The sequence below is a fragment of the Janibacter zhaoxuefangae genome (assembly GCF_050271985.1).
GTDB lineage: Bacteria > Actinomycetota > Actinomycetes > Actinomycetales > Dermatophilaceae.
This window is the reverse complement of record NZ_CP189849.1, coordinates 2,003,815-2,026,526: the sequence shown is the minus strand read 5'-3', so window position 1 is coordinate 2,026,526 and position 22,712 is coordinate 2,003,815. Positions and strand designations below refer to the sequence as shown.

Here is a 22,712-nt window from a genome sequence, read left to right as displayed (position 1 = left end):
GCGGCGGCCCGCCGCATGGCCCTCGCCGCGCAGGGGTTCGCCAGCCCGCGCCCGCCCGAGGGCGGGGTCGGGACGCGGCATCTCCAGCGGGTCATCGACACGGTCGGCGTCATCCAGATCGACAGCGTCAACGTCCTCCAGCGCAGCCAGTACCTCCCCTTCTTCTCGCGGCTTGGGCCCTACGACACGGGCCTGCTCGACCGGGCACGTGACGTCGCCCCGCGACGCCTCGTCGAGTACTGGGCCCATGAGGCGAGCCTCATCCCACCGTCGACGTGGCCGCTGCTCGACTTCCGGATGCAGCGCGCCCACGACGAGGCGTGGGGCGGGATGCAGCGCGTGCGCCGCGAGCACCCGGGGCTGGTCGACGCGGTGCGCGACGAGGTGCTGTCGGGTCCGCCGCGGACGGCCCGGCAGATCGAGGCGGCAATCGAGCACGACGCGCCCCGCGACAGCGACCACTGGGGCTGGAACTGGTCGCTCGTCAAGCACGCCCTGGAGCACCTCTTCTGGGCGGGGGAGATCGGCAGCGCGGGCCGGACCCCGCAGTTCGAGCGGCGGTACGCGGCGCTCGAGCGGATCTTCCCGCCGGCCCTGCGCGGCGCCGTTCTCGACGCCGACTCGCGGCCGGATCCGGCGACGGCGCACCGCGAGCTGATCGCCATCGCCGCGCGGGCGCACGGGGTCGGGACGGAGCAGGACCTGCGGGACTACTTCCGGTTGGGGCCCGAGGAGTCGCGTCGCGCGATCGCCGACCTCGTCGACGAGGGCGTCCTCGAGCCGGTGAGCGTCGAGGGCTGGCGGCGGGCCGCCTTCGTCCATGTCGACGCCCGCACGCCCCGGCGGGTGCAGGCGCGTGCGCTGCTGAGCCCCTTCGACTCCCTCATCTGGCAGCGCGAGCGGACGGAGGCGCTCTTCGGGTTCCGCTATCGGTTGGAGATCTACGTGCCGGCGCCCCAGCGGGTGCACGGCTACTACGTCCTGCCGTTCCTGCTCGGGGACCGTCTCGTGGCGCGCTGTGACCTCAAGGCGGACCGCGCCGCCGGGCTCCTGCGCGTGCAGCGCACGACCTGGGAGCCGGACGCGCCCGCCGACGGGCCCGACGAGTTGGCCGCCGAGCTCGACCTGCTCGCCGGATGGCTGGGCCTCACCGGCGTCACCCACGCCTGACGCGGGGGAGCGTGAAAGGGCACGCGCTCCCTCGCTACAACTCCGCCGGGGGACTCGACTAGCCTGAGCAGGTCCCGGACGGGCCCAAGTCCGGACCTATTCCTTCAGGAGTGTTTTTCGTGGTCAAGATCGTCGAGCGCCTGCTGCGTGCGGGCGAAGGACGTGCCGTCAAGCGGCTCGAGGGCATTGCCGCCCAGGTCAACGCGATCGAGGAGGACTTCCTCAAGCTGACGGACGCCGAGCTGCGCGGCGAGACGGACACGTTCCGCGCCCGGCTCAAGGACGGCGAGACGCTCGACGACATCATGCCGGAGGCCTTCGCCGCCGTCCGTGAGGCGGCCCGGCGCACGACGGGGCAGCGGCACTTCGACGTCCAGATCATGGGTGGCGCGGCGCTCCACGGCGGCAACGTCGCCGAGATGAAGACGGGTGAGGGCAAGACGCTCGTCGCGACCCTCCCGTCCTACCTCAACGCCATCGAGGGCAAGGGCGTCCACGTCGTCACGGTCAACGACTACCTCGCCGAGTACCAGGCCGAGCTGATGGGCCGCATCCACCGCGCCCTCGGTCTCGAGACCGGCTGCATCCTCTCGTCGATGACCCCGGCCGAGCGCCGTGAGCAGTACGCGAAGGACATCACCTACGGCACGAACAATGAGTTCGGCTTCGACTACCTGCGCGACAACATGGCGTGGTCCCCGGACGAGCTGGTCCAGCGCGGCCACAACTTCGCCATCGTCGACGAGGTCGACTCCATCCTCATCGACGAGGCCCGCACGCCGCTGATCATCTCCGGCCCGTCCGACGCGCCGCAGAAGTGGTACGTCGAGTTCTCCCGGCTCGTCGCCCGCCTCGAGCGTGGCGAGGACGGCAAGGGCGACTACGAGGTCGACGAGAAGAAGCGCACCGTCGGGGTGCTCGAGGCGGGCATCGCGAAGGTGGAGAACCGCCTCGGCATCGACAACCTCTACGAGTCCGAGAACACGCCGCTCATCGGCTACCTCAACAACGCGCTCAAGGCCAAGGAGCTCTTCCAGCGCGACAAGGACTACGTCGTCGTCAACGGCGAGGTCATGATCGTCGACGAGCACACGGGCCGCATGCTCTCCGGGCGCCGCTACAACGAGGGCATGCACCAGGCGATCGAGGCCAAGGAGGGCGTCGAGATCAAGAGCGAGAACCAGACGCTCGCGACGATCACCCTCCAGAACTACTTCCGCATGTACGACACCCTCTCGGGCATGACGGGCACGGCCCAGACCGAGGCCGCCGAGCTCAACTCGATCTACGGCCTCGGCGTCATCCCGATCCCGACGAACCGCCCGATGGTCCGCAAGGACCAGCCGGACCTCGTCTACCGCACGGAGGCCGCGAAGTTCCGCGCCGTCGTCGACGACATCGCGGCCCGTCACGAGACGGGCCAGCCCGTCCTCGTCGGCACGACGAGCGTCGAGAAGTCGGAGGTCCTCTCCGACCAGCTGCGTCGCCGCGGGATCCCGCACGAGGTCCTCAACGCCAAGCACCACGAGCGCGAGGCGGCGATCGTCGCGCAGGCCGGGCGCAAGGGCGCCGTCACCGTCGCGACGAACATGGCCGGTCGCGGCACGGACATCATGCTCGGCGGCAACTCGGAGTTCACGGCCGTCGCCACGCTGAGACAGCGCGGGCTCGACCCCGAGGAGACGCCGGAGGAGTACGAGGCGGCGTGGGACACCGCGCTCGCCGAGGCCGAGGCATCCGTCAAGGCCGAGCACGACGAGGTGAAGGAGCTCGGCGGCCTCTACGTCCTGGGCACCGAGCGCCACGAGTCGCGGCGCATCGACAACCAGTTGCGCGGTCGCTCCGGCCGTCAGGGCGACCCGGGTGAGTCGCGGTTCTACCTGTCGCTCGAGGACACCCTCATGCGGCTCTTCAACGCCGGCTTCGTCGACCGCGTCATGACGAGCGCGAAGATCGACGAGGACACTCCCATCGAGGGCAAGCTCCTCAACCGCTCCATCGAGAGCGCGCAGAGCCAGCTCGAGGGCCAGAACTACGAGATCCGCAAGAACGTCCTCAAGTACGACGACGTCCTCAACCGCCAGCGCCAGGTCGTCTACGAGGAGCGCCGTCGCGTCCTCGAGGGCGAGGACCTCGAGGAGCAGCTGCGCGGCTTCGTCAACGACGTCGTCGGCGGGTACGTCACGGCCGAGACGGCCGAGGGCTTCGCGGAGGAGTGGGACCTCGACCGGCTGTGGACCGCCCTCGAGTCGCTCTATCCGACGAAGGTGACCCAGAGCCAGGTCATCGACGCCGCCGGCGGTCGTCCGGGCCTGACCTCGGAGGGACTCCTCGAGGAGATCACCTCCGACGTCCACCACGCCTACGACGAGCGCGAGGCCCAGCTCGGGGAGCGCGGGATGCGCGAGCTCGAGCGGCGCGTCATCCTGTCGGTCCTCGACAAGAAGTGGCGCGAGCACCTCTACGAGATGGACTACCTCAAGGAGGGCATCGGGCTGCGCTCGATGGCCCAGCGCGACCCGCTCGTCGAGTACCAGCGCGAGGGCTTCCAGCTCTTCGAGGCGATGAACGACGCGATCAAGGAGGAGTCGGTCAACCTGCTCTTCCACGCCGACGTCCAGGTCGAGGAGGCGCCTGCACCGGCGATCCAGCCGATGCACGTCAGCGACCTGCTCGGCGACCTCCCGGACGCGGCCCCGGCGGCGACGGACGAGGCCGGCGCCGAGGGTGCCGTCCCGGCGGCGGAGCCCGGAGGCGAGACGCACGTCCAGGTCCGGGGCCTCGACGAGCCGCGTCGCGGTCAGCGCCTGCACTACAGCGCGCCGAGCGACGCCGGCGGCGTCGAGGAGCGGGACGAGGAGTTCGATGTCGAGCTCACCCCGGAGCAGTTGGCCGGCGCGCGTCGCAACGACCCGTGCCCGTGCGGCAGCGGCAAGAAGTACAAGATGTGCCACGGCAAGAAGGCCTGACGCAGGTCCGCACAGCCGAGCGCTCGTGACGAGGGCGGCTCCTCCCCACTGGGGATGGGCCGCCCTCGGCCGTTCGGCCGATGGGGAGTGGGTGATCGGCGTCGGCGACGGTGGACGTTCGCCCGTGCCGTGGACCGGGCTGGCGGCGGTTGACTGCTCGATGAGCGGGGGGAGCCTCCGCGACCTGGCTTTCAGCCCTGAAGAAGGAGTCATCATGACCCGCGCTCTCGTCAACCTCCAGTCCCGCGTCCACATGCGCCTCAACTCCGAGAAGGGTGCGACCGCCGTCGAGTACGGCCTCATGGTCGCCCTCATCGCGATCGTCATCATCACCGCCGTCGCCCTGATCGGGACGAACCTCGAGAAGGTGTTCAACGACGTCGCGGGCAAGCTCAAGGGCATCGCCTGATCGTCCCCAGCCAACCCGGTGACTCGTCGACGGTCCATTGGATGGCGCCGTCAAAGGCCACCGGTCGCTCGCGAGGAGTCGGCTGATCCGCCGACTTCCAGCTCTGAACAAGGAGTCTCAATGACCTGCGCTCTCGTCAACCTGCAGTCCCGTGTCCGCATGCGCCTCAACTCCGAGAAGGGCGCGACCGCCGTCGAGTACGGCCTCATGGTCGCACTCATCGCCATCGTCATCATCACCGCCGTCGCCCTGATCGGGACGAACCTCGAGAAGGTGTTCAACGACGTCGCGGGCAAGCTCAAGGGCATCGCCTGAGCCACGTGATGATCACCCGAGCGCGTCTCCGCATTCGCGACCAGTGGTCGAGAGCAACTGGTGCCACGGCGGTGGAGTACGCCCTCATGGCGGGACTCATCGCCCTGGCGATCGTGCTCGCGGTAACCGCCTTGGGAACGACCTTGGTTGGCATCTTCCAGGATGCCGCCGACGGCTTCCCATGATCGGGTGACTCGTTTCTCGGTCGGGCGTCCCTGACGCCCGACCGAGTTTCGCCGTTTCGCCACAGCGGGGCGCGCGGTACGGAGAAGATGGGCTGTCCCATGACGGGCGGCCCGCCGCAGGTGAGTGGAAGGGGGTGGACCGGGTGACGACACGCACGCGCAGCGAACGAGGTGCGGCCGCGATCGAGTTCGCCCTCGTACTGCCCCTCCTGCTGCTGATCGTCGCCGGTATCACCGACTTCGGCCGCGCCTTCTACATGCAGATCTCCACCGCCAGCGCGGCACGCGAAGGCGCCCGGATGATCTCCATGAAGTACACGGACGAGGAAGCCGAGGCGCGGGCCCAGGCCGCGGGTGGTGACTGGGTCGACCTGTCGGTCACCACGGATTGCACAGGTGGGGCGAAGAACAGCGAGGTCACGGCGGCGCCGATCGCGCCCTTCGAGTGGATCTTCCTCGACGACATCATGAGTCTCTTCCCCGGGCCGGCCCTGGGCACACCCACCATCGCTTCCGAGGGGGCCATGAGATGCAACGGTTGAGCGTGCGCACGTGGGGAGTCTGGCTCCGGCGTCGACTGGGGTCGGGGCAGCGGGGTGCGGCGGCCACACTCGTCGCGGTCCTGCTCGGGTCGGGCACGCTGCTCGGCTTCGGTGCCGTGACGATCGACGTCGGTCACCTCATGTGGGAGCGCCGCGAGCTCCAGAATGGCGCCGATGCGGCCGCCCTCGACCTGGCCCGGATCTGCGGCACGAAGCCGACGGCCTGCACGACGAGCGACACGACCACGCGGGCGGACCTCCAGGAACTCATCGACGCCAACGCGAAGGACGAGGCGGGGACGCTCACGTCCTACTGCCTGGGTGGGCCCGCGGTCGCCGGAGCCTCCCTGCCCGTGTGCGCCCCCGGCGACAACGCCCAGCTGACGAACTGCCCGGCGCTTCCGACCGCCTATGCCACGGGGTTCCCCTACGTCCAGGTGCACACGAGCACGAAGACGTCCGACGGAGGAACGATCCTTCCCTACGCCGTGGCCCAGACGCTCACCGGCACCTCCGGCTCGTCCGTCGGCGCCTGCGCCCGCGCGACGTGGGGGGCGCCCGCGAGCGCCACGGCGAAGACGCCGATCACCATCTCCGAGTGTGAGTGGAACACGTTGACGGCGGACGGGCTGACCTACGCCGAACCGCCGGTCTACAACGGCTCGACGTCGCATGGCTACGGCGGCGCCGGACAGCCGGCGCTGCCCCCGGCGTCCCAGCGGGTCGTGCTCCAGTTGAAGACCGTGGTGGAGGCGACGGAATGCCCAAGCTGGGGGCCGGGCATCGACATGCCCGGCGGCTTCGGATACCTCTCGAACGAGGACTGCAAGTCGGAGGTGACGCCTCCGGGGTGGATCAAGGTGGACAACGGCGGCGACTTCCCTTGCGACAAGGTCATGTTCGCGAATCTGCTCGGAACCGTCGTCGATGTCCCCGTCTATGCCTGCATGGAGAAGGACGGGACGAGCCCGCCGACGTGGAACCCCATCCTCGACCCGGTCAAGGCGCAGGCCGAGTGTGACGACAAGATTGGCGGGAACTGGTCCTACTACTTCATCCGCGGCTGGGCGAAGTTCTACATCAGTGGCTGGCATTTCACCAGTGGCCCCCCGGATGCCGCCGTGCCGGGGACGACCTATGGCTGTAAGGGGGGAAATCTGTGCCTGAGTGGGTGGTTCACGTCCGGCGTGCTGCAGGCCGACGAGGTCGTGGCCCCCGACCCCGGCGGCAACGTTTTCGGCTCCATCGGCGTCGTCCCCGCCGGCTGACGCACCACTCGACCTTCTGCACACCCCCCGACCGAGAGCTCATCGATGAAACGCAGCATGGCCATCATCCTCGCCACGGCGCTCGCGCTGATCGGCGCTGTCCTCGTGCTCCTCTACGTCAACGGGGCGGACGAGCGGGCCGTGGCGGAGCAGCAGCCGAAGCAGGTCTATGTCAGCCAGGAGATCATCCCGGCGGGGACCTCGCTCAAGGACGCGCTGCGGCAGGAGATGATCGCCCGCACCACGGTCGCGGCCAAGGGGATGCCGGCGGGGGCCCTCACCGACGTCAACGAGGGCAACCGCGAGCTCATCGCCACGGGCGACATCGCGGCGGGGGAGTACCTCCAGGAGGCACGCTTCGGCAAGACCCAGCTCGGGACGAAGGCGATCACCGTGCCCGGAGGCATGGTCGCCATCTCCGTTGAACTGTCCGACCCGGCACGGGTCGGCTCCTTCGTCACCCCCGGCAGCAAGATCGCCGTCTACGAGACCCACAAGATCGTCAAGCTCCCCGGTGTCTCCGACGCCGACAAGGCCTTCAACGAGTTCGCCTTCCAGGGCACCGATGTCCTGCTCGACGACGTCCTCGTCATCGGCAAGGGCGAGACCCCACTCACGCCCGGTGCGGCGCCCACGGCCACCGACGACGAGGAGCAAGCAGCGGCGACGTCCGGCCAGCCCTCCTTCCTCGTGACCGTCGCCGTCAGCCCGGCGGACTCCGTGAAGCTCGTCCACGCCATCCACTCGCGCACCCTCTACGCCGGCCTGCGCGGCTCCGATGTCGACTTCGGCGACTCGACGGGCGTCACCGACCTCACCCTCGGGAGCATGACCAAGGGCGGTGACCAGTGAACCTCCTCTGGGACCACGACCCGGGAGCGGCCGAGAAATACCGCTTCGCGCTCGGCGGTGACGTCTCCTTCCACGAGAGCGCGGCGGCCGTCGGTCGTGCCGTCCAGGAGAACCCGGCCGTCAGCCTCATCGTCATCGGCCCCGAGGTCGCCCTCGACTCGGCGTGCGATCTCGCCGAGGCGATCCGTCTCGACCGCCCGCACGTCGGTGTGCTGCTGCTGCGGCACCGCCTCGAGGTCCAGGCGCTCAGCCAGGCGCAGCGCTCGGGTGTGCGCGAAGTCCTGGGAGCCGAGGACCTCACCGCGGTCGCCGACGCCGTCCGGCGCAGCCACGAGCTCACGGCCCGGCTCGTCGGCGGCAGCGATCTGGCCGGCAGCGGGCACCACGCTCGCGTCATCACCGTCTTTTCCGCGAAGGGCGGCGTCGGCAAGACGACCCTGAGCACCAACCTCGCGGTGCACTTCGCCGCCAGCGGCGCCCGGACCCTGCTCATCGACCTCGACCTCGCCTTCGGCGACGTCGCCATCAGCCTCCAGCTGCTGCCCCAGTCGTCCATCGCCGACGTCGCCGCCATGAGCGGACACCTCGACCCGGCCGGTCTCGCCTCGCTCGTCATCACGCACGCGGCGAGCGGGCTCGACGTCGTCGCGGCGCCGTCGGACCCGGCCCAGGCCGACCGCGTCCCCGTCTCGAGCGTCGCCGAGCTGCTGCGGGTGGCCCGCACCGAATACGACTACGTCTTCGTCGACACCCCGCCCAGTTTCACCGAGCACGTCCTCGCCGCCTTCGACGGCTCCGACCTCTCCGTGCTCATCGCCACCCTTGACATCCCCGCCGTGAAGAACCTGCGGCTCGCCCTCGACACCCTCGACCTGCTCGGCCACCCCGCGGAGAGCCGGGTGATCGTCCTCAACCGCGCCGACACGAAGGTCGGCCTGCGGCTCGAGGACGTCGAGACCGTGCTCAAGCGGTCCATCGCCGTCTCGGTCCCCAACAGCCTCGACGTGCCCGCATCGATCAACCGGGGCGACGCGATCGTCCTGTCGAACACCAAGCACCCCGTCAGCGGCGCCATGCGCGAGCTCGCGGAGAAGCACCTTCGCGTCGCCACCGACGCCGGGGCGGAGCCGGAGACACGCCGCGGCCGCGGCCTGCTGAGGAGCCGGCGATGAGCCTCGCCGATCGGCTCGAGAGCGCCCGGACGAGCCAGAACCCGGTGGCGGCGCCGCCGCCCGGAGCTGCCGCCGGACCGACGCGCCGGACCAACCGGCGACGGGACGCGGACCCCTTCGCCGCAGTCAAGGGCCGCGTCCACCAGACCCTGCTCGAGTCGCTCGGGGCCAAGCTCTATGACCCGCACCTGACCGAGACCGAGATCGCCTCGAAGGTGCGGCTCGCCCTCACCGAGGTCATCGCGACGGAGCAGAAGCCGCTGTCGCACAGCGACCGCACGCGGATCGCGCAGGAGGTCTCCGACGACATCCTCGGCCACGGGCCGCTCGAGCCGCTGCTGCGTGACCCCGACATCACCGAGATCATGGTCAACGGTCCCGACCAGATCTACATCGAGCGCCTCGGCAAGATCCATCCCGTGTCGACGACCTTCGCCGATGATGCCCACCTGCGGCGCACCATCGACAAGATCGTCTCCCGTGTGGGCCGCCGCATCGACGAGGCCAGCCCGCTCGTCGACGCGCGCCTGCCCGACGGCTCCCGCGTCAACGCCGTCGTGGCCCCGATCGCGCTCGACGGCGCCATGCTGACGATCCGCAAGTTCGCCGCCGACCCCTTCACCGACCTCGACCTGATCTCCTTCGGGACCATGTCGCCGCAGGTGCGCGACTTCCTGCGGGCATGCGTCGTCGGCCGACGCAACCTCGTCATCAGCGGCGGCACGGGTTCGGGGAAGACGACGACCCTCAACGTCGTGTCGTCCTTCCTGCCCGACGACGAGCGCATCATCACCATCGAGGACGCCGCCGAGCTCCAGCTGCACCAGGACCACGTGCTGCGGATGGAGTCGCGACCGTCCAACATCGAGGGCCGCGGCGAGATCGCCATCCGCGACCTCGTCAAGAACGCGCTGCGCATGCGCCCCGACCGGATCATCGTCGGTGAGGTCCGCGACGGCGCTGCCCTCGACATGCTCCAGGCCATGAACACCGGTCACGACGGGTCCATCACGACGGTCCACGCCAACAGCCCGCGCGACAGCCTCTCCCGCCTCGAGACGATGGTGCTCATGGCCGGCGTCGACCTGCCGATCCGCGCCATCCGCGAGCAGGTGGCCAGCGCCATCGACCTCGTCGTGCAGCAGCAGCGACTCAAGGACGGCACGCGGCGCATCGTCGCCGTCAGCGAGGTCGTCGGCATGGAGGGCGACATCGTCACCCTCCAGGACATCTTCACCTTTGACTGGGCCGCCGGGCGGGACGCCAACGGCCGCTTCCTCGGCCACCTCGTGAGCACCGGCCTGCGACCGAAGTTCAGCCAGGACCTCGCTGACGTGGGCGTCGAGCTGCCACCGTCGATGTTCATCCGGGGCGCCTCGTGACCCGACGCGCCCCGGCCCTGCGGGTCTGGGTGGCCGCGATCGCCCTCGCCGTGCTTGGCGCCGTGCCCGTCGCGGCGCCCGGCGCCGCCGCACCCAAGCCCATCCCGGCGACCCTCAGCGACATCGCCACCGACGCCGGCGACCTCACCGGCGTGCTCACCCTCCGCTCCGGGGGTGGCGCCGTCGAGGTCGACGACGCGAGCCTGCACGCCACCGTCGGCGACGACGACGTCCCCCTCGAGGTCGACCCCGTCACCCAGGCGCCCCGGCGGGCCATGCTCGTCGTCGACACGAGCGGGTCCATGGGCGAGGCGGGCATGGCCGTCGCGCGCGACGCCGCGGCCTCCTTCCTCGAGGCCGCGCCGAAGGACGTCCGCATCGGCCTCGTCTCCTTCGCGAACACCTCGGGCGTCGACGTGCCACTGACGACCGACCGGGCCAGGCTGCTCCGGTCGGTGAACGCCCTCGAGTCCGACGGCGAGACGAGCCTCTACGCGGCCATCCGGGACGCGGTCACGGCCCTGGGTGCGTCGGGCGACCGCAGCATCCTGCTCCTCAGCGACGGCGGCGACACCATCGCCAAGGACAAGGCGCGCGCGCAGAAGTCGGCCGTCTCCGCGCTCAAGCGGGCCGGCATCCGTGCCGAGATCGTCGCCTTCAAGACCGACGAGACGGACACGTCCGTGCTCGACCGCTTCGCCGCCGCCGGCGGCGGATCCGTCGCCCAGGCCGGCGACGACAAGGCCGTCAAGGCCGCCTTCACCGCGGCCGCCACGGCCCTGGAGAGTCAGGTCCGGTGGCGGTTGACCGCGCCGGAGACCCTGTCCGGGCCGCAGAAGGTCGTGCTCACCGGGACGGCGGGCGGGCGCGACTTCCGCGCCGCCTCGATGGTCGACCTCGGCGACCTTCGCGCCAGCACGACCGACGACCCCAGCGCCCCGGCCCCGACCGTCGTCACCTCGGCCACGCCCGAGTCCTTCGCTGCGCCCGCCACGTCGTGGATGAAGCCGGCCGCCGTCGCGGCCCTCTTCCTCGGCATCCTCGGACTCGTCATGGCGCTCGTCGCCCCCGCCTTCCAGACCCGCCGGGCGGCGCGCGTGGCCGGGGTCGAGACCTACCTGCCCGCCACCGAGTCGCTCACGCGGGACCGGCCGAAGGCGAGCGGCGCCGGCGCGCTGACGACCTCCCTCGTCGCCTACGGCGACAAGCGGATGGAAGGGCGCTCGTCGGCGTCGAAGACGATGGCGCTCATCGAGCGCGCGGACCTCGCCCTGCGGCCCGGGGAGTGGTGGGTCCTGCGGGTGGTCTCGCTCATCGTGGGTGCCGCCCTCTTCATGCTCCTCCTCGGTGGCGGCTGGGGTCGGCTCGTCGGGCTCGCCCTCGGCCTCGTCGTCGGGGGCGTCGTGCCGGCACTCGTCCTGCGCTTCCTCGCCAAGCGCCGCGCGAAGAAGTTCGACACCCAACTGCCCGACGCGCTGTCGCTCGTCGCCAGCAGCCTCGGCTCCGGCTTCTCCCTGCCGCAGGCGCTCGACGCCGTCGCGAAGGACTCCGCCGACCCCCTGGCCAAGGAGTTCTCCCGGGCGCTGGCCGAGGCCCGCATCGGCTCCGACATGGCCGAGGCGCTGGAGCGCGTCGGCACCCGGATGGACAGCCAGAACATGCGCTGGACCTCCATGGCCATCACGATCCAGCGTGAGGTCGGCGGCAACCTCGCCGAGACCCTGCGCACGACGGCCGCGACGATCCGCGACCGGGCCTCGCTCAAACGGCACGTCCAGGCGCTGTCGGCGGAGGGCAAACTCTCGGCCTACATCCTCATCGCGCTACCCATCTTCATCTTCGTGTACATGCTTTTCGTCAACAAGCCCTACATCGCCCTGCTGTGGACGACGCTGCCCGGCATCGCCATGTGCATCGCCGGAGCGGTCTTCCTCGCCTTCGGCATCTGGTGGATGTCCAAGGTCGTCACGGTGGAGGTCTGATGCTCTTCCTCGTCGGATTCGGCGTCATCCTGCTGGCCATCGGCGTGCTCGCGGCGGGCCTGTCGACGGGTGGGCCGCGAGGGGTGGCCCAGTCCCTCGTCCTCATCGAGCAGACCCTTGATCGCCGCGAGGTGGCCGCGGCCGACCTCAGCGCGCGTGACCGGCTGGTCAACCCCGTCCTCGACGCGACGAAGGGGCTGGCTCGCCGGCTGACCCCCGCGGACCGGGTGGCCCGGATCAGCCGCAACCTCGACAAGATCGGCAGCCCGCCCGCGTGGCCCGTCGAGCGGGTCCTCGGCGCCAAGGGCGCCGGGCTCGTCGGTGGCGCACTCCTCGGCCTCCTCTGGGGAGGGCTGGGCGCGAAGGGGATCCTCGCCGCCATCGCCATGGGCGGCTTCGGCTTCCTGCTGCCGGACATCCTCCTCTACAACGCGGGCATCCGGCGCAAGGACGCGCTCCAGCGTGGCCTCGCCGAGGCCCTCGACATGCTCACCGTCTGCGTCGAGGCCGGGCAGGGATTCGACGCCGCACTGCTGCAGGTCGCCCGGTCGCTCGAGGGGCCGATGGCTGGGGAGTTCGCCCGTGTTCTGTCCGAGATCCAGATCGGCAAGAGCCGCGCGGACGCCTTCACCGCCATGGCCGACCGCACCGACGCCCAGGAGGTGCGCACCTTCGTCAGCGCACTCGTCCAGGCGGACCGGCTGGGTGTGCCCATCGGCAACGTGCTGCGCGAGCAGGCGCAGCAGATGCGCCTCATCCGTCGTCAGCGGGCGGAGGAGAAGGCGCAGCAGGTCCCGGTGAAGATCCTCTTCCCGCTGCTGCTGTGCATCTTCCCGGTGCTCTTCATCGTCATCATCGGCCCGGCCGGGATCCAGCTCTTCGAGCTCTTCACCAGTGGAGCGCTCTGACGGTCCGCCGTCCCGGCGGCGTCACTCCCTCGGTGCGATGCCGTGTTTCACGGCGGCGACCGCCAGTCCCGCCCGGTTGTGCACGCCGAGCTTGTCGTAGACCTTGCCCACGTGGGTCTTGACGGTCGACCGGCTCATGTAGAGGCGCGTGGCGACCTGATCGACCGAGTACCCCGCGAGCAGGGCGGCGACGACCTCCCGTTCGCGCGGCGTCAGCAGCTCCGGCGGGGCATCGCGTCGACGCCGCAGGGCGGCGGACAGGCCCTCGGCGCTGAAGGCGCTCGGGGAGCGGTGCGCGTGGACGATGGCGCCGAACACCTGCTCGGCCGGGGCGGTCTTGAGGACGAGCGCGGAGGCGCCGGCGTCGAGCGCGCGGAGCAGGGTCGCGTCGTCGTCGAGCATGGTGAGCACGACGAGGCCGAGGCTCTCCGAGCGCGTGCGGCACTCCTCGACGAGGTCGAGGCCGCTGCCATCGGGGAGGTTGACGTCGATGACGAGGACGTCAGCCGCTGAGCCGGCCAGATCAGCCCGTGCCTGGGCCAGGCTGCCGGACTGGCCGACGACCTCGAAGCCCTCCTCGCCGCCGATGAGGTGGGCCATGGCCTGCCGCACGGCGGCGTGGTCGTCGACGAGGTGAACGCGGATCGTCATGCTCGGTGTGCCCCCTGTGCGTTGTGCTGATCATTCCCGCCGTCCGCCACGGTAGTGGCCGCCGGGGACAACGCCGGGGCCTGTCGCCCCGCGTCGTCGGGGAGGGGGATGACGACGCGGACGACGGCACCCTCCGCGGAGGCGTCCATGATCCTCAGGTCCGAGCGTGGCACGAGGATCGTGTGCCGGGCCAGATCGTCCGCCACGAGGCGCGTGGCCCCGTCGTGCGAGACGATGAGCGTGACCTGCTCCCGCGTCGTCATCCGGACCGACACGTGCGTGGCGCCCGAATCCACGGCGTCACGCAGCACGGCGACGAGCACCCGGTAGAGCGCGAGCTCGGCGCCCGTGCCGAGGGCGTCCGGGGCGGGGTCGACATGGGAGTTCACCGCGATGCCGGTGGCGCTCCGGAAGGCGGACAGCCGGGCCTCGATGGCCACGTGGGCCCGGGGCAACTGGGGCGCGCCCCGGCGCAGGTCGGAGATGTGCAGCCGCACGTCTCCGGCGATGTCCGTGAGGTTGGTCCGGACTTCGTCGAGGAGGGGCTCGATCTCGGGGGCGCTGCGCCGTGCGAGCAGGCGGACGGCGTCGAGCTGATAGCCCAGGGCGGCGATCTCCTGGCCGATGCCGTCGTGCATCTGGCGGCTGAGTCGGTCGCGTTCCTCCTGCAGGGCTTGGTCGCGCAGCCAGGCGAAGAGGACGGCCAACTCGATGAAGGTCTCGTGTCGGCGAGCGACGGACTCGCCCACCGCGACATCATCGTCGGTGAACGGGGCGTCGGCCGGGCGGCTGGCCACGAGCATCCCGATGGGCGAGCCGTCGCGGGCGCGCAACCCCACGGCCAGCACCGAGCGGTCGCGGCCGTTGACGTCGCGCCAGCGGGGCAGGACCGTCGGCTCGGAGCGCCGCCACGTCGCCGCCAGGAGGGAGTCGGGCGAGTCCGCGGGGGGCCACGTCTGACGGGTCACGCCGGTCTGGGCCCACGTCTGCGGTCGACGCTCGAGGTCGGCGACGACCGCGCTCCCGCGGTCGGAGCCGGTCGCCTGGAGCAGATCCGCGAGGGCCCCTTCTGCGTGGCCCGGGCCGTCGAACCCGCGGTGGAAACCGGAGGCGAGCTCGGTGAGTCGCTCGAGCATCTCGGCGGCCTCGGCGGCGTGCACCTGAGCGATGCTCGTGCGACTCGTGCGCGAGGCCGCCAGCCACGCGATGAGGAAGGCGACGATGACGGCGAGCGCCAGCCGCTGGTGGAAGGCGATCGCGCCGGGCGACGTGAGGACGTCGCTGCGTGCGGCGACGAGCAGGGCGAGGAGCAGCTCGAGGGTGGTCAGGAGGCTGGCCCCCAGCGGACGGAGTCGCTCACCCGCCATCGCCGCGGGGACGAGCAGGAGCAGCAGGCCGCCGGGGCCCGCCGTGACGGCGCCGGCGCTCGCCACCGCGGCGACGGCCACGGTCGCCCATTCCGCGAGTGGGCGGGAGCGGATGAGCGGTGCCGGGCCGTCGAGGAGATAGGAGGAGGCCACGTCGACGAGCACGACGAGCAGTGCCCACGGCAGGACCTGGACGTGCCCGGCGATGAGGGCGTTGATCCCCACGGCCGCCAGTGCCACCCCGCTCCGCAGGAGGAGCCCGAGGGGGACCCTGAGCCGCGTCGGGGACGACTGGGGCACGGGATCTCCCTCGTGGCGAGTGGGTGAATGCGGGTGAGGCACCTGACATCCTGCCCCGTCCGGGCCGCGGGCGTGGTCGAACCGGCGCGAATGCCGAACCGGCCAGATCCCCCGATCCCGCCCTCGGTGTCCGACCCGAGCGGCACAATGTGGCGGGTGAGCGATCAGCCCGAGGTCCGTGCGAGGACGACGCCCGTGCGCGTCGTCCTCGCCGACGACCACGTGCGTCATCGCCAGCTCATGGCGATGGTCCTCGGTCTCGACGGGCGGATCGACGTCGTGGGGCAGGCCGACGACGGCGAGGGCGCCATCGAGCAGGTCCTGGCCCTCGACCCCGACGTCGTCCTCCTCGACTGCCGGATGCCCGGCATCGGGGGGATCGAGGCGTGCTCCCGGATCCGGGTGCAGGCGCCGCGGACCCACTGCCTCATGCTCACGATGGCCGACGATCGCGAAGACCGTGACGCCGCACTCGCCGCCGGCGCCGAGGCCTATCTCTTCAAGGCCGCCGACGCGGACGAGATCGTCGAGGCCGTCCTGCGCGTCGCGGATGGCGTCACCGCGCTCTGACCGGACGGCCGGGGCGCCGTCGTCCCCCGGTCAGGCGATCTGGAGCGCGTCGACGATCCAGCGGCCGTCGAGGCCGCTGAGGCGCATCGCGATCGCGCGCACCCTGCCGCCGTCGAGGACCGTGACTGCCGCCTCGACGACCCCGTCGGCCGGGCACTGGACGTGCACGCGCCGCACGACGGTGCGTGGCGCGGGGGACCCGGGCCGGCGTCGGCGCTGGGCGAGGACGGACCGGGTGAGCGCCGCGTCGTAGACGTCCGCCGACGCCCACCGCGCCAGCTGGGTCGCCGGGCGCGTGCCCGCCATGACCTCGACCAGGGCCTGGGAGATCTGGCCCACCCAGGCCGTCGGCTCGGGCAACTCCGAGGTCGACGTGGCCTGCGGTCCGAAGAACAGGTCGTCCTCCGCCTCGATGGTGCTCGCCTGGCGACCGCTCGGCTGCGGCGCCCGCTCGAACCGCGTGCGCAGGGGAGGCTCCGGCAGGGCGCGCACGTCAACCCGCGACAGGGCCGGCGCGGGCAGGGGCGAGGCCAGCCGCAGGTGCCGCCGAGGGGGCTCGTGCGGCAGCCGCTCGAGATCAGGCAGGACCTCCGCGGCGCTCACCGGGCCACCGCCTCGGGGGCGTGGAGGACCTGACCGGGCAGGAGCCGGTCCGGGTCCGGCCCGATGACGTCCCGGTTCGCCGCGTGCCAGCGGGGCCACTCGCGCGTCACCTCGGCGTCCGTCGCCGCATCCCCGAGGTGGGCGGCCACGATGCCCCACAGCGTGTCACCGCGCAGCACCACGACCTCCGGAGGCGCCTCGCGAGTCCGGCCGACGACCAGCTCCGGTGCGGGCATGGGTCGCACGCGCGGCCGGGTGGGCCGCCACTGCGCGCCGGGCTCCCGGACCGACGGGGCGTCCGTCGTCGCGCGCGACTGCTCGGTGACGGGCCGCGGGCCCGTCGGCGCGAAGGCGGGCGACCCACCTTCGCCCTGGCGGTCACCAGCCACACGCGGCGCCGTCGCGATGACACCCGGACCCGGCGGCGGGGTGTCGGCCGCGGCAGTCCCCGGCAGCAGGGCGCCGGTCGTGCCGACCCCGACGAGGAAGGCGGCCGTGCGCCGGATGAGCGCCGGGGAGACGTGGTCCTGCAGGGTGCGGGCCGCCCGACCGAGGCGCCCCGGCACCTGCGCGACCACGCTGACGACGAGGGCCACCGAGAGCCACACGGCGATCGACGTCGCCGCGAGTGCAGCCACCAGCACGAGCCCCTCGTCCGCACTCATCGGGCCCGGCGCGGCGACCTCCGCCCACGCGCGCGTCACCACCGTCGCGCTCCACAGCCCCGTCACCCCGACCGCGAGCGCCGCCCCCGTGGCGCCGCACCACCATCGCGACGTCGGGGCATCCCCCTGCAGTGTGCTCATTTCCCCTCCAATGATGTCGTTTGATGTCGTTTGACATCGACTGAAGTGAAACACCGACGGATGGTGCGCGCAACCGGTGGTGTCGGCCTAGGGTGAGGCCATGCGGTGGGAGCGGTTGTTCGACGACATGGAGTCGCAGTGGGCGGCGGAGGCGAGGCGCGACCAGGACGCCGAGGTGGCCGACCGGACGCGCGCCGAGCGAGCCGGCATCGGACTGACCGAGCGGCTGGCCGCCCACGTCGGCGAGGACCTCGAGGTGCGCACCCACTCCGGGGCGGTGGTCACCGGGACGCTCGACGACCATGGCGACGGGTGGCTGCTCGTCGGTCAGGCGCTCGTCCCCCTCGAGGCGGTGGCCTGCCTCACGGGCCTGCGCCCGCGCGCCGGGGACGCCGCGATCGCGCGGCGGTTCGCGCTCGGCTACGCCCTTCGCGGGCTCAGCCGCGACCGGGCCGTCGTCGCCGTCACGGACCGTTCGGGCCGGACGTGGCACGGCACGATCGACGCCGTCGGTTCCGACGCCCTCGACCTCAGCGAACACGCCCCCGACGAGGCTCGACGGCGCGACAACGTGCTCGCGGCGCGGGTCATCCCCTTCGCCGCCCTGGACGTCATCCGGGTGGTGCGCTGAGGCCGGCTCGCCGGGCGCGCAGCAGGGCGGCTTCGGCCGGGTTGGTGGCCGATGCGAGGGCCAGGTCGTACTCGGCGCGGGCCTCGTCGGTCCGGCCGAGGCGACGCAGGAAGTCGGCCCGCGTCGCGTGGAAGGGGTGGTAGCCGGTCAGGTCCAGGGCGTCGACCTCGGCCAGCCCCGCGGCCGGTCCACGGACCTCCGCGAGCGCGACCGCCCGGTTGAGTCGGGCGACGGGCGTCGGTGTCACGACGACGAGTTGGTCATAGAGCGCCAGCACCTGAGTCCAGTCCGTCTCCGACGCGCGCGCCGCATCGGTGTGCACCGCGTTGACCGCGGCCAGCAGCTGGTGGTGCCCGGGACGGTTGCGCCGCAAGCACTCCCGCACGAGGGCGTGGCCCTCGGCGATGAGCTCCCGGTCCCACAGCGAGCGGTCCTGCTCGTCGAGGGTCACGAGGACGCCGTCGGCGACCCGGGCGGGGCGACGTGCCTCGGTGAGCAGGAGCAGGGCGAGCAGCCCGGCCACCTCCGGTTCGTCCGGCATGAGGGAGCGGAGGACGCGGGCGATGCGGATTGCCTCGTGGCAGAGGTCGGTGCGGATGGCGGCGTCGCCCGAGGAGGGGAGGTAGCCCTCGTTGAAGATGAGGTAGATCGTCGTGAGGACGGCGTGCAGGCGCCCCGGCAGCTCATGATCGCGGGGGACGCGGAAGGGGATGTTGGCGTCGCGGATCTTGCGCTTGGCGCGGGTGATCCGCTGCGCCATCGTCCGCTCGGGCACGAAGAAGGCCCCGGCGACCTCGGCGACGCTGAGCCCGCCGAGGAGGCGCAGGGTCAGTGCCGCCTGGGTCTCGGGGGACAGCGCCGGGTGTGCGCACGTGAAGAAGAGGCGCAGGTGCTCGTCGGTCATCGCGCTCGCACTCGCGGACGAGCCACCGGCGGTGAGGCGGCTGAGGATCCCATCGGGCTCCTCGACCCGCTCGACGGCGTCGTCGGCGGGGTCGCGTGGGGTGGCTCCGTGCAGCACGTGAGCCTCCTCCTGCCGCTGCGCGCCGACCGCCTCGCGACGGATCCGGTCGATGGCCCGGTGGCGGGCCGTCACCGTGAGCCAGGCGCCCGGGTTGGGCGGGAGGTCCTCCGCCGGCCAGCGGCGGAGAGCCTCGGCGAAGGCTTCCTGGGCCATGTCCTCGGCGAGGTCGAGGCGGCCCAGGCGGCGGGTCAAGGTCGCGACTATCCGGCCGAACTCCTCGCGGAAGACACGCTCGATCGCCCCTTCGTCCGTCACGTCCTGCCCGTCGGTGGTCATCCGTGTCCGTGCGGTCCCGGCGCGATGCCGTCAGGCGCCCTCGTTGAGTTCCACGTCGTCGGACTGGAAGGGGCGCACCTCGACCTTGCCCTCGCACGCCTTCGATCCACGGGCGGCGAGCTCGAGGGCGACGTCGAGGTCGGGTGCCTCGATGACCCAGAAGCCACCGATGAACTCCTTCGACTCGGCGAAGGGGCCGTCGGTCATGACGACGTCGTCGCCCGTCGCGTCGACGACGGTGGCGTCCTCGATCGGCTGCAGGCCGCCGGCGAAGACCCAGTGGCCCTTGGCCTTGACGTCGTCGTTGAAGGCGCCGACCTGAGCGAAGAGGCGCTCCATGTCCTCGGGTGCGGGAGTGGCGTCCGTGGTCGAGCCGATCACGGAGATCATGTACTGGGTCATCGTGTGCTCCTGGTGGTGTCGTGGGAGGAGCGCTCGTGCTCCATCCTCATCATCCCCACGAACGCGTGGCCGCGTCTGCGACACCGGCTCCACGAAAATCTTTGGCTGCACCCGGCTTCGGAGGCTGCGCGTCAGTCGAGGGCGGCGGGGTCCGACGTCACGGCCTGCTTCGTCTGCGCGTACATCCGCTGGATGTAGGCCTCGAGCTCGGTGACCTCGACGCGCCACTGGCCACGACCGCCGACCTTGATCGCGGGCAGGTCGCCGGAGCGGACGAGGGCGTAGGCCTGAGCGGACGAGATGTCGAGGATCTCGCTCACCTCGGACAGCTGGATGAATCGCTTGGCCATGGGGTCCCTTTCGCGTCGGACGATCCAGTTTGGCACGCGGTGGGTCCGTTGACTGGTGGAGGTGGTCGTTCCCTGTGGATGGCGCTCCCTCGAGTGTGGGACATCAGGTGTCCCTTCCTCGGGGCACCGGGCCCCCTTCGGTCGAGTTTGGGACATCAGGTGTCCATTCCTCGGGGCACCCGGCCCCCTTCGGTCGAGTTTGGGACATCAGGTGTCCATTCCTGGGGGCTGGGGGCCGCCTTCGGTCGAGTTTGGGACATCAGGTGTCCATTCCTCGGGGCACCGGGCCCCCTTCGGTCGAGTTTGGGACATCAGGTGTCCATTCCTCGGGGCGACCGGCCCCCTTCGGTCGAGTTTGGGACATCAGGTGTCCATTCCTCGGCGGGTGGTGGGGCGGGGCCTGTGGATGACGACGAGCGAGATCGGTCCCGCTGGGTCATGATCGACGGGGCGTCCGGGCCGTGCGGCCGGACACCTGACCGGCCGAACCATGTGCAGGGGGAAAACGCAGTGCCTGACTTGACCATGCCCACCGCCGACCGGCTGAAGCCGCCCTCGTGGAAGGACGCGCGACTCCTCACGGGGCTCCTGCTCGTCCTCGTGTCCGTCGTCCTGGGGGCCTACGCCGTGCGCAGCGCGGACCACCGGGTGGCCCGTTACGCCGCCGCCGGTCCGCTCGTCGTCGGACAGGAACTCGGCCCCGAGGACGTCGTGCGCGTCGACGTCGCGCTCACCGAGGAGACGGCCGACTACCTCTCCGCAGCCGAGGCGCTGCCAGCCGGCGCACGGATCCTGCGGGACGTGCGCGAAGGGGAGTTGGTGCCTGCCTCAGCGGTCGGCAGCCGGTCGTCCGTCAGCGTCCAACAGGTGCCGCTGCCCGCCGACGACAAGGTCGTCGCGCGCCTCGCGAAGGGGTCCCTCGTCAACGTCTACGTCGCCGAACGGGTGAAGGGGGACGTCGCCGAGACCTACGGCAAGACAAGCCTGCTGCTCGAGGGGGCGACGGTCGCGCGGGTCCCGGAGACCACCGGATCGATCATCGGCGGCAGCCAGTCCCTCGAGGTCGACGTGCTCGTCCCGGTCGACGACGTCCAGGAGGCCATCGACCACAAGGTCGCCAAGGACCGGTTCGAGATCGTCCTCGCGCCGGGGTCCGCGCCGAGGCCCGCCGCATGAGCGTCCGGGTCCTGACCGCCCTCGTGCCGCACGTCGAGGCGTCCGTCATCGAGCGACTCGAGGGCGCGCCCGGGATCGAGCTGGCCAGACGCTGCGCCGACCTCGCGGACCTGCGGGCCGCCGCTGCGGCCGCCCTCGGTGACGCCGCCCTCGTCTCGGCCGCCCTGCGTGGCTGCGACCGTGGCGTCATCGGCGAACTGCGTCGCGCCGGGCTGCGCGTGGTCGGCCTCGCCGCCGACGAGGCGGGGGAGCGGCGCCTGCGCCAGCTCGGCGTGAGCGCGGTCGTGTGGGAGAACGCGGGGACCGAGGAACTCGGGCAGGCCCTCGCGCCCGCCGACGACGAGTCGGACGCCTCGTGGATCGATGCGGCCGGGTTGGACCCGGCGTTGGCGTCCGCCCGGCTCGGCCCCGACGAGACCGACGAGACCAGTGCGGACGGAGCCGAACCACACGAGGCCGGATCACACGGTGCCGGATCACGCGATGCCGGATCACGCGGTGCCGGATCACGCGATGACTGGCCGGTCGACGAGGCCGCTGCGGCCCCCTTCGCCAGCCGTGGGCGGCTGATCGCCGTGTGGGGGCCGACCGGCGCGCCGGGGCGCACGACCATCGCGATCAACGTCGCCGCCGCGCTCGCGGAGGCGGGCTCGCGGGTCGTGCTCGTCGACGCCGACACGTGGGGAGCGAGCATCGGGCAGGCGCTGTCGCTGCTCGACGAGGCGCCCGGGGTGGCGGCGGCGGCTCGGGCCTCGGAGCAGGGGACTCTCGACCTGCCCGCCCTGGCCCGCCTCGCGCCGCAGGTCTCACCGCGCCTGCGCGTCCTGACCGGACTGCCGCGGGCCGACCGCTGGCCGGAGCTGCGCGCCGACGCGATCGAGCACGTCCTCGACCTCACCCGCTCGCTCGCCGACCACGTCGTCGTCGACTGCGGCTTCAGCATCGAGGACGACGAGGAGCTGAGCTATGACACGAGCGCGCCCCGCCGCAACGTCACGACCCTGGCCGCGCTCGCCCAGGCCACCGAACTCGTGGCCGTCGGCTCGGGAGACCCCGTGGGGCTCCAGCGGCTCGTGCGCGCGGTCCAGTCCGTGGCCACCATCCCCTCACCCCGGCCGCACGTCGTCGTGACGAAGGTGCGTGCCGCGGCCGTCGGGTCGGATCCGCATGCCCGGATCGCCGAGGCGCTGCTGCGTTTCGCGGGGATCGAGCAGGTGCAGTTCGTCGGGTGGGATCCGGACACCCTCGACGCGGCGATGCTCGCCGGGCGCTCGGTCCTCGAGCACGCGCCGGGGTCGGCGCTCGCGGCTGAGCTGCGGGCGGTGGCGGCCGTCGTGGCGCCCGACACGGTCACGGCGCCGAGCCGGACCGGCCGGCGCGGCCTCCTTCGCCGCCGTTGACC

The 22,712-nt window shown here is 71.7% G+C and carries 23 protein-coding genes; 16 read left to right on the top strand and 7 right to left on the bottom strand.

The features are described from left to right. The first annotated feature begins 15 nt into the window (after window positions 1-15). From ACQBAS_RS09525 to ACQBAS_RS09470, 12 genes are all read left to right on the top strand, one after another. Window positions 16-1,170: a winged helix-turn-helix domain-containing protein gene (locus ACQBAS_RS09525; RefSeq protein ID WP_427385618.1), complete on the top strand. Its 1,155-nt coding sequence runs from the start codon at window positions 16-18 to the stop codon at window positions 1,168-1,170. A 119-nt stretch (window positions 1,171-1,289) separates the two neighbouring features. Beyond that, window positions 1,290-4,139 carry a preprotein translocase subunit SecA gene (gene secA / locus ACQBAS_RS09520; protein ID WP_427383557.1) on the top strand — a complete coding sequence of 950 codons (2,850 nt, stop codon included), beginning with the start codon at window positions 1,290-1,292 and terminating at the stop codon, window positions 4,137-4,139. 214 nt (window positions 4,140-4,353) lie between these two features. Further along, window positions 4,354-4,548 carry a Flp family type IVb pilin gene (locus ACQBAS_RS09515; protein WP_427383556.1) on the top strand — a complete coding sequence of 65 codons (195 nt, stop codon included), beginning with the start codon at window positions 4,354-4,356 and terminating at the stop codon, window positions 4,546-4,548. A gap of 120 nt (window positions 4,549-4,668) precedes the next feature. Continuing rightward, on the top strand, window positions 4,669-4,863 hold the full coding sequence (locus tag ACQBAS_RS09510; protein ID WP_427383555.1) for a Flp family type IVb pilin: 195 nt from the start codon (window positions 4,669-4,671) through the stop codon (window positions 4,861-4,863). 8 nt (window positions 4,864-4,871) lie between these two features. Then, window positions 4,872-5,048, top strand: coding sequence for a Flp family type IVb pilin (locus tag ACQBAS_RS09505; protein ID WP_427385617.1), 177 nt, complete (start codon window positions 4,872-4,874; stop codon window positions 5,046-5,048). Between the two features lie 143 nt (window positions 5,049-5,191). Further along, a complete protein-coding gene (locus tag ACQBAS_RS09500; protein ID WP_427383554.1) occupies window positions 5,192-5,590 on the top strand; it encodes a TadE/TadG family type IV pilus assembly protein in 399 nt (132 codons plus the stop codon). 2 nt (window positions 5,591-5,592) lie between these two features. After that, window positions 5,593-6,858 carry a pilus assembly protein TadG-related protein gene (locus tag ACQBAS_RS09495; protein WP_427383553.1) on the top strand — a complete coding sequence of 422 codons (1,266 nt, stop codon included), beginning with the start codon at window positions 5,593-5,595 and terminating at the stop codon, window positions 6,856-6,858. 57 nt (window positions 6,859-6,915) lie between these two features. Continuing rightward, window positions 6,916-7,710 (top strand): Flp pilus assembly protein CpaB, encoded by a 795-nt coding sequence (gene cpaB, locus ACQBAS_RS09490; protein ID WP_427383552.1) that lies wholly within the window; start codon window positions 6,916-6,918, stop codon window positions 7,708-7,710. Continuing rightward, window positions 7,707-8,882: an AAA family ATPase gene (locus ACQBAS_RS09485; protein WP_427383551.1), complete on the top strand. Its 1,176-nt coding sequence runs from the start codon at window positions 7,707-7,709 to the stop codon at window positions 8,880-8,882. Before cpaB ends, ACQBAS_RS09485 begins: the two co-directional genes overlap by 4 nt. Continuing rightward, window positions 8,879-10,264 carry a CpaF family protein gene (locus ACQBAS_RS09480; RefSeq protein ID WP_427383550.1) on the top strand — a complete coding sequence of 462 codons (1,386 nt, stop codon included), beginning with the start codon at window positions 8,879-8,881 and terminating at the stop codon, window positions 10,262-10,264. Before ACQBAS_RS09485 ends, ACQBAS_RS09480 begins: the two co-directional genes overlap by 4 nt. Beyond that, complete coding sequence (locus tag ACQBAS_RS09475; protein WP_427383549.1) at window positions 10,261-12,246, top strand: type II secretion system F family protein; 1,986 nt, start codon at window positions 10,261-10,263, stop codon at window positions 12,244-12,246. Before ACQBAS_RS09480 ends, ACQBAS_RS09475 begins: the two co-directional genes overlap by 4 nt. Continuing rightward, complete coding sequence (locus ACQBAS_RS09470; protein WP_427383548.1) at window positions 12,246-13,154, top strand: type II secretion system F family protein; 909 nt, start codon at window positions 12,246-12,248, stop codon at window positions 13,152-13,154. The genes ACQBAS_RS09475 and ACQBAS_RS09470 overlap by 1 nt, the downstream gene beginning before the upstream one ends. A 21-nt stretch (window positions 13,155-13,175) precedes the next feature. Here the strand turns inward: ACQBAS_RS09470 and ACQBAS_RS09465 are convergent, their stop codons facing one another. Together ACQBAS_RS09465 and ACQBAS_RS09460 are read right to left on the bottom strand one after the other, a co-directional pair. Further along, window positions 13,176-13,805, bottom strand: coding sequence for a response regulator (locus ACQBAS_RS09465; RefSeq protein WP_427383547.1), 630 nt, complete (start codon window positions 13,803-13,805; stop codon window positions 13,176-13,178). Beyond that, complete coding sequence (locus ACQBAS_RS09460) at window positions 13,802-15,472, bottom strand: sensor histidine kinase (RefSeq protein ID WP_427383546.1); 1,671 nt, start codon at window positions 15,470-15,472, stop codon at window positions 13,802-13,804. The genes ACQBAS_RS09465 and ACQBAS_RS09460 overlap by 4 nt, the downstream gene beginning before the upstream one ends. A 156-nt stretch (window positions 15,473-15,628) precedes the next feature. Here ACQBAS_RS09460 and ACQBAS_RS09455 point away from each other — a divergent pair, with 156 nt between their 5' ends. After that, a complete protein-coding gene (locus ACQBAS_RS09455) occupies window positions 15,629-16,042 on the top strand; it encodes a response regulator (protein WP_427383545.1) in 414 nt (137 codons plus the stop codon). A gap of 30 nt (window positions 16,043-16,072) precedes the next feature. Here ACQBAS_RS09455 and ACQBAS_RS09450 read toward each other — a convergent pair whose 3' ends face one another. Beyond that, window positions 16,073-16,645, bottom strand: a complete 573-nt coding sequence (locus ACQBAS_RS09450) for an Rv3235 family protein (RefSeq protein WP_427383544.1) — start codon at window positions 16,643-16,645, stop codon at window positions 16,073-16,075. Further along, window positions 16,642-17,451 carry a LysM peptidoglycan-binding domain-containing protein gene (locus ACQBAS_RS09445; RefSeq protein ID WP_427383543.1) on the bottom strand — a complete coding sequence of 270 codons (810 nt, stop codon included), beginning with the start codon at window positions 17,449-17,451 and terminating at the stop codon, window positions 16,642-16,644. The genes ACQBAS_RS09450 and ACQBAS_RS09445 overlap by 4 nt, the downstream gene beginning before the upstream one ends. 100 nt (window positions 17,452-17,551) lie before the next feature. Between ACQBAS_RS09445 and ACQBAS_RS09440 the strand changes: the two genes are divergently transcribed. Further along, window positions 17,552-18,082 carry a hypothetical protein gene (locus ACQBAS_RS09440; protein WP_427383542.1) on the top strand — a complete coding sequence of 177 codons (531 nt, stop codon included), beginning with the start codon at window positions 17,552-17,554 and terminating at the stop codon, window positions 18,080-18,082. On the opposite strand, the gene ACQBAS_RS09435 is transcribed toward ACQBAS_RS09440, so the two are convergent. From ACQBAS_RS09435 to ACQBAS_RS09425, 3 genes are all read right to left on the bottom strand, one after another. Then, entirely contained in the window at window positions 18,063-19,382 is a 1,320-nt protein-coding gene (locus ACQBAS_RS09435) for an RNA polymerase sigma factor (protein ID WP_427383541.1), read from the bottom strand. The genes ACQBAS_RS09440 and ACQBAS_RS09435 overlap by 20 nt on opposite strands. 30 nt (window positions 19,383-19,412) lie before the next feature. Continuing rightward, window positions 19,413-19,784 (bottom strand): YciI family protein, encoded by a 372-nt coding sequence (locus tag ACQBAS_RS09430; RefSeq protein WP_427383540.1) that lies wholly within the window; start codon window positions 19,782-19,784, stop codon window positions 19,413-19,415. Window positions 19,785-19,915: 131 nt separating this feature from the next. Then, the gene (locus ACQBAS_RS09425) at window positions 19,916-20,134 is read right to left on the bottom strand and encodes a helix-turn-helix domain-containing protein (protein WP_427383539.1); all 219 of its coding nucleotides are present in this window, start codon (window positions 20,132-20,134) and stop codon (window positions 19,916-19,918) included. Between the two features lie 510 nt (window positions 20,135-20,644). Between ACQBAS_RS09425 and ACQBAS_RS09420 the strand changes: the two genes are divergently transcribed. Both ACQBAS_RS09420 and ACQBAS_RS09415 read left to right on the top strand, forming a co-directional pair. Then, the gene (locus ACQBAS_RS09420) at window positions 20,645-21,310 is read left to right on the top strand and encodes a hypothetical protein (RefSeq protein WP_427383538.1); all 666 of its coding nucleotides are present in this window, start codon (window positions 20,645-20,647) and stop codon (window positions 21,308-21,310) included. Beyond that, on the top strand, window positions 21,307-22,710 hold the full coding sequence (locus ACQBAS_RS09415) for an AAA family ATPase (RefSeq protein ID WP_427383537.1): 1,404 nt from the start codon (window positions 21,307-21,309) through the stop codon (window positions 22,708-22,710). Before ACQBAS_RS09420 ends, ACQBAS_RS09415 begins: the two co-directional genes overlap by 4 nt. Window positions 22,711-22,712: the final 2 nt, after the last annotated feature.

Excerpts from the sequence above, each read along its gene's own strand:
- ACQBAS_RS09480 (WP_427383550.1), top strand. The coding sequence starts at position 8,879 with ATGAGCCTCGCCGATCGGCTCGAGAGCGCCCGGACGAGCCAGAACCCG.
- ACQBAS_RS09510 (WP_427383555.1), top strand. The coding sequence starts at position 4,669 with ATGACCTGCGCTCTCGTCAACCTGCAGTCCCGTGTCCGCATGCGCCTC.
- ACQBAS_RS09415 (WP_427383537.1), top strand. The coding sequence starts at position 21,307 with ATGAGCGTCCGGGTCCTGACCGCCCTCGTGCCGCACGTCGAGGCGTCC.
- ACQBAS_RS09515 (WP_427383556.1), top strand. The coding sequence starts at position 4,354 with ATGACCCGCGCTCTCGTCAACCTCCAGTCCCGCGTCCACATGCGCCTC.
- ACQBAS_RS09430 (WP_427383540.1), bottom strand. The coding sequence starts at position 19,784 with ATGACCCAGTACATGATCTCCGTGATCGGCTCGACCACGGACGCCACT.
- ACQBAS_RS09465 (WP_427383547.1), bottom strand. The coding sequence starts at position 13,805 with ATGACGATCCGCGTTCACCTCGTCGACGACCACGCCGCCGTGCGGCAG.
- ACQBAS_RS09525 (WP_427385618.1), top strand. The coding sequence starts at position 16 with ATGGCCCTCGCCGCGCAGGGGTTCGCCAGCCCGCGCCCGCCCGAGGGC.
- ACQBAS_RS09470 (WP_427383548.1), top strand. The coding sequence starts at position 12,246 with ATGCTCTTCCTCGTCGGATTCGGCGTCATCCTGCTGGCCATCGGCGTG.
- ACQBAS_RS09425 (WP_427383539.1), bottom strand. The coding sequence starts at position 20,134 with ATGGCCAAGCGATTCATCCAGCTGTCCGAGGTGAGCGAGATCCTCGAC.
- ACQBAS_RS09505 (WP_427385617.1), top strand. The coding sequence starts at position 4,872 with ATGATCACCCGAGCGCGTCTCCGCATTCGCGACCAGTGGTCGAGAGCA.
- ACQBAS_RS09440 (WP_427383542.1), top strand. The coding sequence starts at position 17,552 with ATGCGGTGGGAGCGGTTGTTCGACGACATGGAGTCGCAGTGGGCGGCG.
- ACQBAS_RS09435 (WP_427383541.1), bottom strand. The coding sequence starts at position 19,382 with ATGACCACCGACGGGCAGGACGTGACGGACGAAGGGGCGATCGAGCGT.
- cpaB (WP_427383552.1), top strand. The coding sequence starts at position 6,916 with ATGGCCATCATCCTCGCCACGGCGCTCGCGCTGATCGGCGCTGTCCTC.
- ACQBAS_RS09445 (WP_427383543.1), bottom strand. The coding sequence starts at position 17,451 with ATGAGCACACTGCAGGGGGATGCCCCGACGTCGCGATGGTGGTGCGGC.